This window comes from Streptomyces sp. NPDC059909, assembly GCF_042730885.1.
Lineage (GTDB): Bacteria > Actinomycetota > Actinomycetes > Streptomycetales > Streptomycetaceae > Streptomyces.
Genome location: NZ_JBHWKX010000003.1, coordinates 251818 through 265979, shown reverse-complemented (window position 1 = coordinate 265979; position 14162 = coordinate 251818). Strand labels below are relative to the sequence as shown.

Genomic DNA, 14162 nt, shown 5'->3' with positions numbered 1-14162 from the left:
CCAACCGGCGGCTCGACCGTGAGCAGGTCAGCTGTCGAAGCCGAGGCCGAGGCGGTCCATCACCTTCAGCCACAGGTTCCGCCGCCCGCCGTTGGCGTCCGCGCGGGCCAGCGACCACTTGGTGATGCCGATTCCGGCCCAGGCGACCGGCTCCGGCGGGAAGGGCAGCGGCTTCGTCCGCACCATCTCCAGCTCGGTGCGCTCGGTGCGCTCACCGGCGAGGAGATCGAGCATCACCTCCGCGCCGAAGCGCGTGGCGCCGACGCCGAGTCCCGTGTACCCGGCGGCGTACGCCACCTTCCCGCCGTGGGCCGTACCGAAGAAGGCGGAGAAACGGGAGCAGGTGTCGATCGCGCCGCCCCAGGCATGGCTGAAGCGCAGCCCCTCCAGCTGCGGGAAGCACGTGAAGAACTGGCCCGCCAGCTTCAGGTACGTCTCGGGCCGGTGGTCCATCTCGGCGGTGACCTTGCCGCCGTACGGATAGATCGCGTCGTAGCCGCCCCACAGGATGCGGTGGTCGGCGGTGATCCGGAAGTAGTGGAACTGGTTGGCGCTGTCGCCGAGTCCCCGGCGGTTCTTCCAGCCGACCGACTCCAGCTGCGCGGGCGACAGCGGCTCGGTCATCAGCGCGTAGTCGTACACCGGGACGGTGAAGGGGCGGACCCGCTTGACCAGCGACGGGAAGACGTTCGTGCCGAGCGCGACGCGGCGGGCGTGGACCCGGCCGTAGGAGGTGCGGAGGGCCATCCCGGGGCCGGAGGCGGCGAGTTCGAGAGCGCGGGTGTTCTCGTACACCCGCACGCCGAGGTCGAGGCAGGCCTGCTTGAGGCCCCAGGCGAGCTTCGCCGGATGCAGCATGGCCACGCCGCGCCGGTCGAGCAGCCCGCCGAGGAAGGTCGGCGAGTTGACCTCGGCCCGCACGGCGTCCCGGTCCAGCAGCTCCAGTCCGTCGCCGAAGCCGAGGCGCTCGGCCTCCTCGTACGTCTCACGGAGCTCTTCGAGCTGGTGCGGTTCGGTGGCCACATCGATCTCGCCGGAGCGCTCGAAGTCGCAGTCGATGCCATAGGTGCCGACGGCGGCCTCGATGGCGTCGAGGTTCCGCGCGCCGAGCTCCTCCAGCTTCACCATCTCCTGCGGCCAGCGGGCGAGCCCGTTGCCGAGGCCATGGGTGAGCGATGCGGCGCAGAAGCCGCCGTTGCGGCCCGAGGCGGCCCAGCCCACCTCGCGGCCTTCGATCAGTACGACATCCCGCTCGGGGTCGCGCTCCTTGGCGAGGAGCGCGGTCCACAGTCCGCTGTAGCCGCCACCGACGACGAGGAGGTCGGTCCGCTCGTCGTCGGTGAGGGCGGGCAGGGTGGCGGGCTTGCCGGGGTCTTCCAGCCAGAAGGGGACGGGCTGGGCGTCGGAGAGTGATGAGGCAAAGGTCATGGCAGCTGGGGCCATGGTTTCCACTCCTTCAGGACCTATTTCGCTCGTGCGGTTTTCGTCCGCCGGTTGCTGATCGCCTGGCCGGCGACGACGACGATGACGGCGATGGCGAACATGGCCGTGCCGATCACGTTGATCTGGACGGGCGTACCGCGCTGGGCCGAGCCCCACACGAACATGGGGAAGGTGACGGTGTTGCCCGAGTTGAAGTTGGTGATGATGAAGTCGTCGAAGGAGAGCGCGAAGGACAGCAGCGCGCCCGCCGCGATACCCGGGGCCGCGATCGGCAGGGTGACCCGGAGGAAGGTCTGCACCGGACCGGCGTAGAGATCACGCGCCGCCTCCTCCAGACGCGGGTCCATCGACAGGACGCGCGCCTTGACGGCGGCGACGACGAAGCTGAGGCAGAACATGACGTGGGCGATCAGGATCGTCCAGAAGCCCAGCTCGATGCCCATGTTGAGGAACAGCGCGAGCAGCGAGGCGGCCATCACGATCTCGGGCATCGCCATCGGCAGGAAGATCAGCGAGTTGATCGCGCCACGCGCCCGGAAGCGGTAGCGGACCAGCGCGAAGGCGATCATCGTGCCGAGGACGGTCGCGCCGAGGGTGGACCAGGCGGCGAGCTGGAGGGACAGCGAGAGCGAGCCGCACAGGTCGGCGACGCCGCACGGGTCCTTCCAGGCGTCCAGCGAGAACTCCTGCCAGGCGTAGTTGAACCGCCCGTTGGGGTTGTTGAAGGAGAACACCGTCACGACGACGTTCGGCACGATCAGATAGGCGAGCGTGCCGAGGCCCGCGATGACGACGAGGTTGCGTCGGAGCCACTGCATCAGACCAGGTCCTCCGTTCCGGCGCGGCGGATGTAGACCGTGACCATGATCAGCACGACGGCCATCAGGATGAAGGACAGCGCGGCCGCTGTCGGGTAGTCCAGGATCCGCAGGTACTGCGACTGGATGACATTGCCGATCATTCGGGTGTCCGTGGAGCCCAGCAGCTCCGCGTTGACGTAGTCGCCGCTCGCCGGGATGAAGGTGAGCAGCGTCCCGGAGACCACGCCCGGCATCGACAGCGGGAAGGTGACCTTGCGGAAGGTCGTGGCGGGCGTGGCGTAGAGGTCGCCCGCCGCCTCGTGCAGCCGGGTGTCGATCCGCTCCAGCGAGGTGTACAGCGGAAGGATCATGAACGGCAGGAAGTTGTACGTCAGACCGCAGACGACCGCGAGCGGGGTGGCCAGCACCCTGTCCCCCTCGGTCATGCCCAGCAGGCTGGTGACGTCGAGGATGTGCAGCGCATTGAGCGTCTCCACCACCGGTCCGCCGTCGGCGAGGATCGTCTTCCAGGCGAGCGTGCGGATCAGGAAGCTGGTGAAGAACGGCGCGATGACCAGGATCAGCAGCACATTGCGCCAGCGGCCCGCCTTGAACGCGATGAGGTACGCGAGCGGGTAGCCGAGCAGCAGACACAGCGCGGTGGCGGTGCCGGCGTACAGCAGCGAGCGCAGGAACTGCGGGTAGTACTCCTGGAAGGCCTCCCAGTAGGTCTGGAAGTGCCAGGTGACCTCGAAGCCCTTCTCGAGGGAGCCGGTCTGCACCGAGGTCGAGGCCTGGTAGACCATCGGCAGCACGAAGAAGACCAGCAGCCACAGGATGCCGGGCAGCAGCAGCCAGTACGGGACCAGTTTGCGGCGGACCGAGGGCTTGTGGACGGGTGGTTCAGCGGCGGCGGCCACCGGGGGCGGCGCTTCGGTGACGGTCATGCGCTCTCCTCGACCGTCTCGACACCGGCGTCGATGTCCTGGTCGGCGTCGAGGCCGAAGGTGTGCTCCGGGTTCCAGTGCAGCACGACCTCGGCACCGGGCACGAGCCGGGAGTCCCGCTCGATGTTCTGTACGTACACCTCCAGCTCGGGGCAGACCGGGCTGTCGATGACGTACTGCGTGGAGACGCCGATGAAGCTGGAGTCGGCGATCTTTCCGGTGATCCGGTTGCGGCCGTCGGCGATCTCTCCCGCGTCGTCGGCGTGCGCGAGCGATATCTTCTCGGGCCGGACGCCGACCAGCAGCTTCCCGCCGCTGCGGGGCTGGGTGGCGCAGCGCTGCGCGGGGATCCGCAGCTTGGCGTCGGCGGCCGCCACGAGGATGTCACTGCCGCCGGTCTCGGCGACCTCGGCCTCGATCAGGTTGGAGGTGCCGAGGAAGTTGGCGACGAAGGTCGTCTGCGGGTTCTCGTAGAGCTCGGCGGGCGCGCCCAGCTGCTCGACCCGGCCGCCGTTCATCACCGCGACCGTGTCGGCCATGGTCATGGCCTCCTCCTGGTCGTGGGTGACGTGGACGAAGGTGATGCCTACCTCGGTCTGGATGCGCTTGAGCTCCAGCTGCATCTGCCGGCGCAGCTTGAGGTCGAGGGCGCCGAGCGGCTCGTCGAGGAGCAGCACCTGCGGGTGGTTGATGAGCGCGCGGGCGACGGCGACGCGCTGCTGCTGGCCACCGGAGAGCTGGTGCGGCTTGCGGTGCGCGAAGTCACCGAGCTGGACGAGCTCGAGCATCTCGTCGACCTGCTTCTTGACGGACTTGATGCCGCGGCGGCGCAGGCCGAACGCGATGTTCTCGTAGATGTTCAGGTGCGGGAAGAGCGCATAGCTCTGGAAGACGGTGTTGACCGGGCGCTTGTGCGGCGGCAGGGCGGTGACGTCCTTGCCGCCGAGGAAGACGGTGCCGGTGCTGGGGTCCTCGAGGCCGGCGATCATCCGCAGCGTGGTGGTCTTGCCGCAGCCGGATGCACCGAGCAGGGCGAAGAACGAGCCCTGCGGGACGGTCAGGTCGAGCGGGTGCACGGCGGTGAAGGAGCCGTAGGTCTTGCTGATCCCGGAGAGCCGGACGTCGCCGCCCTCGGTCTTCGAAGTCTTCGAATCAGTCATGGGTCGCGTTCCCAGTGGTGTCGATGGGCAGGGGGAGGTCAGGCGCCGATGAGTTTGGCGAACTTCTCTTCGTACGCCGTCTCTTCCTTGCTGCTGAGCGAGCGGAAGGCGTGGGACTTGGCGGCCATGGCCTTGTCCGGGAGGATCAGCGTGTTCGATGCCAGCGCGGGGTCGATCTTCGCGAGCTCGTCCTTCACCCCGTCGACCGGGCAGACGTAGTTGATGTACGCGGCCAGCTGCGCGGCGACCGGAAGCTCGTAGTAGTAGTCGATGAGCTTCTCGGCGTTGGTCTTGTGCCGGGCCTTGGCCGGGACCAGCAGATTGTCGCTGGAGGTGATGTAACCGGCCGACGGGATCGCGAACTTGATGTCCGGGTTGTCGGCCTGGAGCTGGATGACGTCACCGGCCCAGGCGAGACAGGCGGCAAGGTCGCCCTTGTCCAGGTCCGAGGTGTAGTCGTTGCCGGTGAAGCGGCGGATCTGCTTCTTGTCGACGCCCTTCTGGAGCCGCCCGATCGCGGCGTCGTAGTCGGCGTCGGTGAACTTCCCGGGGTCCTTGCCCATGTCGATCAGCGTCATGCCGACCGAGTCGCGCATCTCGGTGAGGAAGCCGACCCGGCCCTTGAGCGTGGGGTCGTCCAGCAGCTGGGCGACCGAGTCCACCTTGCGGCCGCCGGTCGCCTTGGAGTTGTAGGCGATGACCGTGGAGATACCGGTCCAGGGGTACGAGTAGGCCCGGCCCGGGTCCCAGTCGGGGCTGCGGAACTGCGAGGACAGATTGGCGAAGGCGTGCGGCAGGTTCGACGGGTCGAGCTTCTGCGCCCAGCCGAGCCGGATCATCCGGGCGGCCAGCCAGTCGGTGACGCAGATCAGGTCGCGGCCGGTGTCCTGGCCGGCCGCGAGCTGCGGCTTGATCTTGCCGAAGAACTCGACGTTGTCGTTGATGTCCTCGGTGTACTTGACCGTGATCCCGGTGCGCTTGGTGAACGCCTCCAGGGTGGGACGGCTCTTCTCGTCCTCACTGATGTCCATGTACTCGGTCCAGTTGGAGAAGGCTATGCGCTTCTCCTTGGCCGAGTGGTCGTCGGAGACCGCTGCGTCGCCCTCCCGCTTGGCGGGCGGGATGCCACACGCGCTCAGCATCCCGGCGCCGCCGATGGTGAGGGCGCCGACGCCTGACGCACGCAGCAGCGAACGGCGGGAGAGGGCGCCCCTGCCGTTCGTCATACTGCGCTGCACAGCGGCCAGCTGGGCCGCGGAGAGGCGGTCGGACTGGTAGTGCTCCATGCGCTGTTCCCTTTCGGGTGGATGAGGCCGCTGGTCGGGCGGCGAGCCACGCGGCAGTAGCCGCAGGTCCTTACGGTCGGTCCCCGAAGACGGTGCGGTGCCAGTCCTTCCTGATCACCGCAGTGTTGTCGTACATCACGTGCTTGACCTGCGTGTACTCCTCGAAGGAATACGCCGACATGTCCTTTCCGAACCCGCTGGCCTTGTATCCGCCGTGGGGCATCTCGCTGATGATCGGAATGTGGTCGTTCACCCAGAGGCAGCCCGCCTTGATCTCGCGGGTGGCCCGGCCCGCGCGGTACACGTCACGGCTCCAGGCGGAGGCGGCGAGTCCGTACGGGGTGTCGTTGGCGAGGGCGATGCCCTCGTCGTCGGAGTCGAAGGGCAGCACGACCAGGACCGGGCCGAAGATCTCGGACTGGACGACCTCGCTGTCCTGGGCGGCGCCCGCGATCAGCGTCGGCAGGTAGTACGCGCCCTTCTCCAGGTCCCCGCCGGGCGCCCGGCCGCCGGTGACGACGGTGGCGTACGAACGGGCCCGGTCGACGAAACCCGCGACCCGGTCGCGCTGGGTGTGCGAGACGAGCGGGCCGAGGTCCGTGGACGGGTCGAAGGGGTCGCCGAGCCGTACGGTCGCCATCAGGTCGGCGACGCCGGCGACGAACGCGTCGTACAGCGGGCGCTGGACATAGGCACGGGTCGCGGCGGTGCAGTCCTGGCCGCTGTTGATCAGCGAGCCGGCGACCGCGCCGTGCACGGCGGCCTCCAGGTCCGCGTCGTCGAAGACGACGAAGGGGGCCTTGCCGCCGAGCTCCAGGTGGAGCCGCTTGACGGTGGAGGTGGCGATCTCGGCGACGCGCTTGCCGACCGCGGTCGAGCCCGTGAAGGACGTCATGGCCACGTCCGGGTGGCCGACGAGGTGCTCGCCGGCCTCCCTGCCCGCGCCGGTGACGACATTGACGACCCCGTCGGGGATGCCTGCATCGGCCGCTGCCCGGGCGAACATCAGAGAGGTCAGCGGGGTGATCTCGGCGGGCTTGAGGACAATCGTGTTGCCCGCTGCGACGGCCGGGAGGATCTTCCAGGCGGCCATCTGGAGCGGATAGTTCCAGGGCGCGATGGAGCCGACGACACCGATCGGCTCCCGGCGTACGTACGAGGTGTGGTCGCCGCTGTACTCCCCCGCGGACTGCCCCTGGAGATGGCGGGCGGCGCCGGCGAAGAACGCGGTGTTGTCCACGGTGCCGGGCACGTCGAACTCGCGGGTCAGCTTGATCGGCTTGCCGCACTGCAGCGACTCGGCCTGGGCGAAGTCCTCGGCCTGCTCGGCGAGCACGGACGCGAAGCGGTGGAGTGCGTCGGAGCGCTCGCCGGGGGTGGCTCCCGCCCAGCCGGGGAAGGCCTCGCGCGCGGCGGCGACGGCGGCGTCCACGTCGGCGGTGCCCGCCAGTTCGTACGCGAGGACCTGCTCCCCGGTGGCGGGGTCGACGACGGCGTGGTGATGTCCCGACGTGCCCGGGCGCAGCCGGCCGCCGATGTACTGTGCGCCGTCGGTGAAACGGTCCTGTGCCTGGAAGCGGTTGACCATGACTCTCCGTTGCTCCAGCTCGAAGTGAGTGCCGATCCTGACAGAATGGAGTTTCGCCAACAAGGGATTCCGTAGTTGCCTTTTGATTACGCGACGGAATCGGTCGACCATGTGTCGCGCCGGCGGGGTCATCCGCGTACGGAGTGTCAGTGGCGGGTGCCAGACTCGCGTGCATGGGGATCACCAGCACCACCGTCGAGGCCCTGGTCGCGCAGGCCGGCAGCGGGCGACGGCTCAAGTATCTGCACTTCTGGGGACATACACCGCGCCGCGACGGTGCCGTCGGCGCGAGTTGTCTGAGTCAGTGGTGGCCGTCGCCGTTCACCGTGGACGGGGTCGAGTACGCGACCGCCGAGCACTGGATGATGGCCGGGAAAGCCCGGCTCTTCGGTGACGAGGACGCGGAGCGCAAGGCCGTTGCGGCCACGAGCCCGGCGCTGGCGAAGAAGACGGGCCGTCTCGTGCTCGGGTTCAACGACGGGATATGGGAGCGCGAGCGGTTCGGGATCGTGGTCGAGGGCAGCGTGCACAAGTTCGCCCAGCACGCCGACCTGCGCGAATTCCTGCTCTCGACCGGGGACCGGGTGCTGGTGGAGGCGAGTCCGCGGGACCGCGTCTGGGGGATCGGTCTCACCGCGGACGACGAGCGGGCCCATGACCCCGCGCAGTGGCGGGGGCTGAATCTGCTGGGCTTCGCCCTGATGGAGGCGCGTGAGCGCCTGCGGGCTGAGGCCTGAGCCCGGGGGACGGACGGCCGGGCGGCGCGGGGGGCCGCCCGGACGGTCCCGTCCGGTCGGGCGCCGATCAGCGCGGGGCGGCGTCGACGACCAGCGTCGTCGCCCAGGGGTCCTCGTCGACGCCGCTCTCCTCCCATTCGTCGGCGTTCACGATGATCCAGGCGAAGAACGCGATGATGGCGGCTCCCAGGGCGATGCCGACGGAGCCGAGGATGATCCCGGCGAGGGCCTGGCCCTTGTTGTTCGCCTCGCCCCGCTGGTACCGCTTGCGGCCGATGATGCCGAAGATCAGGGCGAGCGCCCCCAGGATCAGGCTGGGGATGCCGTACATGCAGAAGAGACAGACGGCGAGGATGCCGAGCACCATCGCGGCCGTGCCCATGCCGTTCTGCGGCTGGGTGCCCATGGTCCAGGAGCCGGAGTAGCCCGGGTATCCGGGGTAGCCGTAGCCGGGCGCACCGGGCTGGGCGCCCGGCGCGGCCGGATAGCCGTAGCCGGGGGTGCCGGGCGCGGCCGGGTAGCCGTACGGGCCGGGGGCGGGCTGTGCGGGCCCGCCCGGGGCTATCGGCGGTGGCGGTACGGCACCGGCGTCCCCGGTCTCCGGCCCGGTGCCCGGCACCCCGGCCGAGGGCGTCGACGTCACGGTCGGCTGGTCGTGGACGGCGGGGCGGCCCGGCTGCGCGTCGGGCGCCGTCTTGCCGAGGTCCACCCTGTCCTGCCCGCCCTGGGACGCCCTGCGCTCCGGCGGGGCCCACGGGTCGTTCGGCTCGTATCCGCCCGGCGGCCGGTCGCTCTGCTCTGGCATGGGCCCTCCCCCATCGTGAATTCGTCATGCTACGGGCTGGGCACCGCGCGGCACCCACCCCGCCTACGATGATCCCTGACCCGGACGGCTCAGCACATGGAGGACCCCGATGACCGATCTGCACCCCTTCATCGCGGGGCTGCCCAAGGCCGAGCTGCATGTCCACCACGTCGGTTCGGCGTCGCCGCGCATCGTGTCCGAACTGGCCGCCCGGCACCCGGACTCCAAGGTCCCCACCGACCCGGACGCCCTCGCCGACTACTTCACCTTCACCGACTTCGCGCACTTCATCGAGGTCTATCTCTCGGTCGTCGATCTCGTCCGCACCCCCGAGGACGTCCGGCTGCTGACCTTCGAGGTCGCCCGCGACATGGCCCGGCAGAACATCCGGTACGCCGAGCTGACCATCACGCCGTTCAGCTCGATCCGCCGGGGCATCCCCGAGCGGGGCTTCATGGAGGCCATCGAGGACGCCCGCAAGGCGGCCGAGTCCGAGCTCGGCGTCGTCCTGCGCTGGTGCTTCGACATCCCCGGCGAGGCGGGGCTCGACGCGGCCGAGGAGACGGCGCGGCTCGCGGTCGGCCTGCGCCCTGAGGGGCTGGTCTCGTTCGGCCTCGGCGGGCCCGAGATCGGCGTGCCCCGGCCGCAGTTCAAGCCGTACTTCGACCGGGCCGTCGCCGCCGGGCTGCGGTCCGTGCCGCACGCCGGTGAGACGACCGGGCCCGGGACCATCTGGGACGCGCTGAACGACCTGCGCGCCGAGCGCATCGGCCACGGCACCAGTGCCCCGCAGGACCCGAAGCTGCTGGCCCACCTGGCCGAGCACCGCATCCCGCTGGAGGTGTGCCCCACCTCCAACATCGCCACCCGGGCCGTGGCGAACCTCGACGAGCACCCCATCAAGGAGATGGTCGCCGCCGGGGTGCTGGTGACCATCAACAGCGACGACCCGCCGATGTTCGGCACCGACCTCAACAACGAGTACGCGGTCGCCGCACGGCTGCTCGAGCTGGACGAGCGGGGCGTCGCCGCGCTCGCGAAGAACGCGGTGGAGGCGTCGTTCCTCGACGCCGCCGGAAAGGCACGGATCGCCTCGGAGATCGATGCCCACACCGAGCGGTGGCTGGCGAAGTGAGGTCCGCCCCATGCGCACCGTCACGCTCGTAGCGCACCGGGGCGATCCCTACGTCGCCCGCGAGAACACGCTGCCGTCGCTGCACTCCGCGATCGCCCGGGGCGCGGACGCCGTCGAGGTCGACGTCCGGCTGACCCGCGACGGCGTGCCCGTGCTGCTGCACGACGAGACGCTCAAGCGTCTCTGGGGCCACGACCGTCCCCTCGCCCGGCTCACCCATGAGCAGTTGACCGAGCTGACGTCCGGCGGGGTGCCGACCCTGCGCGAGGCGATCATCGCGGTGGGCGCCCACCGGCTGATGCTCGATCTCCCCGGCGCCGACGACGCGGCGGTGCGCGCCGTCGTCGGCACGGTCCGCGAGTGCGGTGCGGGCGAGCGGGTCTACTACACGGGCGGCCCGGCCGGCCTGCTCGCGGTCCGCGCCGCCGACCCCCGTGCGGAGATCGCCCTGACCTGGACGACGCTCGCCCCGCCCCGGCCGGCCCTGCTGGGCGCGCTGCGCCCGCGCTGGCTCAACTACCGCTTCGGTCTGGTGAGCCGGGAGCTCGCGGACCGGGTCCATGCGGACGGGCTGCTGCTCTCCGCCTGGACCGCCGACACACGCCGTACGATGCGCCGCCTCGTCGGCCGCGGGGTGGACTCGATCACGACCAACCGCGTCGATACGCTCGCCTCCGTACTCCTCAAGTCCCGTGCCGGAAAAGGACACTTCACGTGACCGAGAACGCCGCCAGGATCCGCACCGACATCGCCCACAACGCCCGGGTCTGGAACTACTGGCTCGGCGGCAAGGACAACTACCAGATCGACCGTCAGGTCGGTGACCAGGTGACCGGGATGTTCCCGAGCATCGGCCAGGTCGCCCGCGCCGACCGGGCGTTCCTCGGCCGGGCGGTGACCTTCCTCGCGCGGGAGGCGGGGGTGCGGCAGTTCCTGGACATCGGCACCGGGCTGCCGACCGTCGACAACACCCACGAGGTCGCCCAGCGCATCGCCCCCGACGCGCGGATCGTGTACGTCGACAACGACCCGATCGTGCTGACCCACGCCCGCGCACTGCTGACCAGCACGCCGGAGGGCCGCACCGCCTACATCGACGCGGACGCCCACCGCCCCGACGACATCCTGCGGTCCGTCGAGCCGACGCTCGATCTGTCGCAGCCGGTCGCGGTGATAATGCTCGGCATCCTCAACTTCGTCCTCGACACGGACGAGGCCACGTCGATCGTGCGCCGCGTCATGGGCGCCGTACCGTCCGGCAGCTATCTGGCCCTGACACACCCGACCCTGGAGCTGGGCGGCGAGGGCAACGCCGAGGCGATGGCGTTCTGGAACGAGAACGCGACCCCGCCGATCACCGCCCGCAGCCCCGCCGAGTTCGCCGGCTTCCTCGACGGTCTCGAGGTCCTCGAGCCGGGCATCGTCTCCTGTGCGCGCTGGCGCGCCGAAGGCGACCCGGTCGCGGAGGTGGCGCAGTTCGGCGCGGTGGGCCGCAAGTCGTAGTGGACATACGGGGGACGTGGGCCGCCCGGCCGTGGGCGGTTGACGTGGGGCTCACCCCTGCTGGTGCAGGCGGCGGTCACCATGCCGTTCGTGGTGCCGCGCGACCCGCAGCTGCCGGCGGCCCCGCGGAACTGCCCGGCCTGCTGGAGCGCGTACGCGGCAGCGGTCTCGACGTCTCGTACGAGGTGGCCGGCACCGCCCGGCCCCTGCCGGGGAGGGACGTGCTCGACCTCAGGACCGGTGAGCCCGCCGCGTACTCCGTCGGGCTGTCCATGAAGGAGCTGGGCGGGCGCGAGGTGTGGGGCAAGTCGGGTGGCCGCTGGGGCTACAACGCGGCCGTCGCGGCCACCCGTGATCTGTCCCGCACGCTGGTCTACAGCGTCAACGCCACTGACGCGAAGGGCCAGGACTCCAACAAGGCGGCCCTGAACGTCATCATGGCGGCGTTCGGCTAGGCGGACCGAGCGGTCCGGGCGGCCGCGGCCTCGGCGGGCCCGGCCGGCTCGCTCGCCTCAGCCTGCTCGGCCGGGGGCAGCGCCTCCAGCTGCTTGATCAGCCGTCGTACGTACAGCAGCGGGATCACCCCGACCACCCCGAACGACATGTCGATGACCGACCACCAGAAGGGGATGTCCCGGATCGGGCCGCAGATCAGCGCGAGCGGAATGATTCCGGCGCAGGCGATCATGCCGAACTCGATGACCCAGATGTTCCGTACGGGGTCGCGGTACGGGCCGTAGAAGGCGACGGCGATGACGAGGTGCGCGAAGGCCAGCCAGTCGGTCCCGTACAGAAGGAACGGGTACTGCTCGTCGGCGACCTCCGCGCCGTGCCGCACCCGCTCGATCCACTCGGACAGAGCCGGGAAGGTGTCCGCGACCGGGGAGGCCCAGGACGTCAGGGCGTTGTGGACGAGGCGGAGTTCGGTGACAAGAGGAAAGGCCGTCAGTCCGCTCAGGACGAGGCAGCCGATGAAGACGGCCAACCACACGCGTATGCGGCGCAGCAGCGCTCTTCGCTCGCTCATGCCCGCAGCGTACGCCCGTCATGAACGCGTTCAAAAACCGGGGGTCCGGGTGATGCTTCGGGCCACGGCGTGCGAGGCGACGGTGGCGCCCGCAGCCAGCGCCAGCCCGGTCAGCACGTCACGCGGCCTGGTGGGGCGAAGCACGCCCGCGCGGCGCAGCCGCCCCCGCGCCCAGAGCGCGAACGGCACGACGACGAGGGGTGAGGTGACGGAGCCCGGGGTGTAGCCGCGGAAGGCGGCGGCCTGGGCGAGATGAACGAGGCCGTGGAGGCCGAATCCGCTGAGCGCACCCTGGTAGAAGCCGGACCGGCCCCCGGTGCGCGCACCCGCGACGGCGGCGGCACCGACGATCGTTGCCATGGCACCGACCGCGACGGCGAACTCGCGCTCGTCGACGGCTTCCAGGGCGCGCCACACCCGCTCGGGCGCATCGGGGAACCGCTTGCGCAAGGCGGGCAGATTCTCCCGTATCCAGCGCGGGCCGAAGGCCACCTCCTCCGCATCGTGCAGCACCCAGGCGGCGAACAGCCCATAGGTGACAAGTGGGTTCACGGTCTGCATGACCGCAAGTCTGCTGCAGGCCCACGACGCCGTTCCACCGCTTCGCGCATTCCGTGCGCTCCTCGGGCGTGATGTCCCCGGCCATGGCGAGTCGTTCGCGCATCGAGCCGTCGGGGACGCCGGGTGACCGGCACGAGGAGCAGCCATGGACAGGTGTCTATACTTCATGAACACATGTCCATGAAGTGATTGGCGATCATGAACGCGACGGCGAACGTCCTGGTCGGCCTGGTGGCCGCGCTGCACGTCTACATCCTGGTGCTGGAGATGTTCCTGTGGGAGCGGGCGCCGGGGCGGAAGCTGTCCGGGTTCGACCCGGAACTGGCGCGGGCGACGGCGCCGCTGGCCGCGAACCAGGGGCTGTACAACGGGTTCCTGGCGGCCGGGCTGATGTGGGGGCTGATCGCCGCGGACCCGGCGGGCCACCAGGTGCGGGTCTTCTTCCTCGCGTGCGTGGTGGTCGCCGGGCTGTACGGCGGCGCCACCGCGAACCGGCGCATCTACGTGGCCCAGGCCCTGCCGGGCGCGGTGGCGCTGGCCGCGGTGCTGGTGGCGGGATGAGCGGGGACCCACGGGCGGAGCGCACCCGGGACCGGCTGCGGCAGGCGCTGCTGGAGGTGTGCGCCGAGCGGCCGCTGGCGGAGGTCAGCGTCGCGGGTCTGGTCCGCCGGGCGGGCCTCGGGCGTGCCACGTTCTACCTGCACTACCCGGATCTGGACGCGCTCGCCGTGGACGCCTGCGCCGAGATCGTCCGCGACGCGGTGGAGGCGCTGCACGCGTGGCGGGGGGTACCGGATCCGGCGGTCCCGCCCGCCGCGCTGACGTCGTTCTTCGGCCGGATCGCCCCGCACGCCGCGCTCCACCGCACACTGCTCCGCGAGGGCGGCGGCGGGCCGCTGGGCGACCTCCTCCACCGCGAACTGCGCGCCCGCAGCTGCGACGAGCGCGCGCTGGCGGGCGCGCCCGAACCCGATCTGATCGCGTCGGCGGTGGCGGCGACGTTCACGGGCGTCCTTGCCGACTGGCTCCACGACCGCATCCCGGCGTCACCGGATGCGATGGCGGCCCGTGTGTGGCGCCTGCTGCTCTCGCTGCACATGACTGCGCTGCCGTAGACGCGGCGGCTCGCGTGCGTGCGTGCGTGCGAGCGCCTGTGGCGGGCTTCCTCCC

Annotated in this window: 15 protein-coding genes and 1 pseudogene; 7 read left to right on the top strand and 9 right to left on the bottom strand. The window is 70.5% G+C overall.

The genetic code is table 11. The features are described from left to right. Positions 1–27 precede the first annotated feature (27 nt). The 6 genes from ACFV9O_RS04915 to ACFV9O_RS04890 form a co-directional block, all read right to left on the bottom strand. Positions 28–1443, bottom strand: a complete 1416-nt coding sequence (locus ACFV9O_RS04915) for an NAD(P)/FAD-dependent oxidoreductase (RefSeq protein ID WP_385412331.1) — start codon at positions 1441–1443, stop codon at positions 28–30. Positions 1444–1463: 20 nt separating this feature from the next. Beyond that, a complete protein-coding gene (locus ACFV9O_RS04910) occupies positions 1464–2261 on the bottom strand; it encodes an ABC transporter permease (protein WP_385412328.1) in 798 nt (265 codons plus the stop codon). Further along, on the bottom strand, positions 2261–3190 hold the full coding sequence (locus tag ACFV9O_RS04905; RefSeq protein WP_385412326.1) for an ABC transporter permease: 930 nt from the start codon (positions 3188–3190) through the stop codon (positions 2261–2263). The genes ACFV9O_RS04910 and ACFV9O_RS04905 overlap by 1 nt, the downstream gene beginning before the upstream one ends. After that, positions 3187–4350, bottom strand: a complete 1164-nt coding sequence (locus ACFV9O_RS04900; RefSeq protein ID WP_385412323.1) for an ABC transporter ATP-binding protein — start codon at positions 4348–4350, stop codon at positions 3187–3189. Before ACFV9O_RS04900 ends, ACFV9O_RS04905 begins: the two co-directional genes overlap by 4 nt. Before the next feature lie 38 nt (positions 4351–4388). Next, positions 4389–5636, bottom strand: coding sequence for a PotD/PotF family extracellular solute-binding protein (locus ACFV9O_RS04895; RefSeq protein WP_385412322.1), 1248 nt, complete (start codon positions 5634–5636; stop codon positions 4389–4391). Positions 5637–5706: 70 nt separating this feature from the next. Next, a complete protein-coding gene (locus ACFV9O_RS04890; protein WP_385412319.1) occupies positions 5707–7224 on the bottom strand; it encodes a gamma-aminobutyraldehyde dehydrogenase in 1518 nt (505 codons plus the stop codon). 173 nt (positions 7225–7397) lie between these two features. Here ACFV9O_RS04890 and ACFV9O_RS04885 point away from each other — a divergent pair, with 173 nt between their 5' ends. Then, positions 7398–7961 carry an NADAR family protein gene (locus tag ACFV9O_RS04885; RefSeq protein ID WP_385412316.1) on the top strand — a complete coding sequence of 188 codons (564 nt, stop codon included), beginning with the start codon at positions 7398–7400 and terminating at the stop codon, positions 7959–7961. Positions 7962–8028: 67 nt separating this feature from the next. Here the strand turns inward: ACFV9O_RS04885 and ACFV9O_RS04880 are convergent, their stop codons facing one another. Further along, positions 8029–8766 (bottom strand): DUF4190 domain-containing protein, encoded by a 738-nt coding sequence (locus tag ACFV9O_RS04880; RefSeq protein WP_385412313.1) that lies wholly within the window; start codon positions 8764–8766, stop codon positions 8029–8031. A gap of 109 nt (positions 8767–8875) precedes the next feature. Between ACFV9O_RS04880 and ACFV9O_RS04875 the strand changes: the two genes are divergently transcribed. From ACFV9O_RS04875 to ACFV9O_RS04860, 4 genes and pseudogenes are all read left to right on the top strand, one after another. After that, positions 8876–9901 (top strand): adenosine deaminase, encoded by a 1026-nt coding sequence (locus ACFV9O_RS04875; protein ID WP_385412310.1) that lies wholly within the window; start codon positions 8876–8878, stop codon positions 9899–9901. 10 nt (positions 9902–9911) lie between these two features. Beyond that, positions 9912–10619 carry a glycerophosphodiester phosphodiesterase gene (locus tag ACFV9O_RS04870; protein ID WP_385412308.1) on the top strand — a complete coding sequence of 236 codons (708 nt, stop codon included), beginning with the start codon at positions 9912–9914 and terminating at the stop codon, positions 10617–10619. After that, on the top strand, positions 10616–11404 hold the full coding sequence (locus ACFV9O_RS04865; RefSeq protein WP_385412306.1) for an SAM-dependent methyltransferase: 789 nt from the start codon (positions 10616–10618) through the stop codon (positions 11402–11404). The genes ACFV9O_RS04870 and ACFV9O_RS04865 overlap by 4 nt, the downstream gene beginning before the upstream one ends. 233 nt (positions 11405–11637) lie before the next feature. Continuing rightward, positions 11638–11859 (top strand): annotated as a pseudogene (locus tag ACFV9O_RS04860) (peptidase); the annotation flags it as partial. Here ACFV9O_RS04860 and ACFV9O_RS04855 read toward each other — a convergent pair. Next, positions 11856–12431, bottom strand: a complete 576-nt coding sequence (locus ACFV9O_RS04855) for a hypothetical protein (RefSeq protein WP_385412305.1) — start codon at positions 12429–12431, stop codon at positions 11856–11858. The pseudogene ACFV9O_RS04860 and the gene ACFV9O_RS04855 overlap by 4 nt on opposite strands. 30 nt (positions 12432–12461) lie before the next feature. Continuing rightward, positions 12462–12992, bottom strand: coding sequence for an HXXEE domain-containing protein (locus tag ACFV9O_RS04850; protein WP_385412303.1), 531 nt, complete (start codon positions 12990–12992; stop codon positions 12462–12464). A gap of 198 nt (positions 12993–13190) precedes the next feature. On the opposite strand from ACFV9O_RS04850, the gene ACFV9O_RS04845 reads away from it, so the two are divergent. After that, complete coding sequence (locus ACFV9O_RS04845) at positions 13191–13553, top strand: DUF1304 domain-containing protein (protein WP_385412301.1); 363 nt, start codon at positions 13191–13193, stop codon at positions 13551–13553. After that, positions 13550–14107 carry a TetR/AcrR family transcriptional regulator gene (locus ACFV9O_RS04840; protein WP_385412299.1) on the top strand — a complete coding sequence of 186 codons (558 nt, stop codon included), beginning with the start codon at positions 13550–13552 and terminating at the stop codon, positions 14105–14107. The genes ACFV9O_RS04845 and ACFV9O_RS04840 overlap by 4 nt, the downstream gene beginning before the upstream one ends. Positions 14108–14162: the final 55 nt, after the last annotated feature.

Excerpts from the sequence above, each read along its gene's own strand:
- ACFV9O_RS04880 (WP_385412313.1), bottom strand. The coding sequence starts at position 8,766 with ATGCCAGAGCAGAGCGACCGGCCGCCGGGCGGATACGAGCCGAACGAC.
- ACFV9O_RS04870 (WP_385412308.1), top strand. The coding sequence starts at position 9,912 with ATGCGCACCGTCACGCTCGTAGCGCACCGGGGCGATCCCTACGTCGCC.
- ACFV9O_RS04900 (WP_385412323.1), bottom strand. The coding sequence starts at position 4,350 with ATGACTGATTCGAAGACTTCGAAGACCGAGGGCGGCGACGTCCGGCTC.
- ACFV9O_RS04845 (WP_385412301.1), top strand. The coding sequence starts at position 13,191 with ATGAACGCGACGGCGAACGTCCTGGTCGGCCTGGTGGCCGCGCTGCAC.
- ACFV9O_RS04895 (WP_385412322.1), bottom strand. The coding sequence starts at position 5,636 with ATGGAGCACTACCAGTCCGACCGCCTCTCCGCGGCCCAGCTGGCCGCT.
- ACFV9O_RS04855 (WP_385412305.1), bottom strand. The coding sequence starts at position 12,431 with ATGAGCGAGCGAAGAGCGCTGCTGCGCCGCATACGCGTGTGGTTGGCC.
- ACFV9O_RS04850 (WP_385412303.1), bottom strand. The coding sequence starts at position 12,992 with ATGCAGACCGTGAACCCACTTGTCACCTATGGGCTGTTCGCCGCCTGG.
- ACFV9O_RS04910 (WP_385412328.1), bottom strand. The coding sequence starts at position 2,261 with ATGCAGTGGCTCCGACGCAACCTCGTCGTCATCGCGGGCCTCGGCACG.
- ACFV9O_RS04890 (WP_385412319.1), bottom strand. The coding sequence starts at position 7,224 with ATGGTCAACCGCTTCCAGGCACAGGACCGTTTCACCGACGGCGCACAG.
- ACFV9O_RS04840 (WP_385412299.1), top strand. The coding sequence starts at position 13,550 with ATGAGCGGGGACCCACGGGCGGAGCGCACCCGGGACCGGCTGCGGCAG.
- ACFV9O_RS04875 (WP_385412310.1), top strand. The coding sequence starts at position 8,876 with ATGACCGATCTGCACCCCTTCATCGCGGGGCTGCCCAAGGCCGAGCTG.
- ACFV9O_RS04885 (WP_385412316.1), top strand. The coding sequence starts at position 7,398 with ATGGGGATCACCAGCACCACCGTCGAGGCCCTGGTCGCGCAGGCCGGC.
- ACFV9O_RS04915 (WP_385412331.1), bottom strand. The coding sequence starts at position 1,443 with ATGGCCCCAGCTGCCATGACCTTTGCCTCATCACTCTCCGACGCCCAG.
- ACFV9O_RS04905 (WP_385412326.1), bottom strand. The coding sequence starts at position 3,190 with ATGACCGTCACCGAAGCGCCGCCCCCGGTGGCCGCCGCCGCTGAACCA.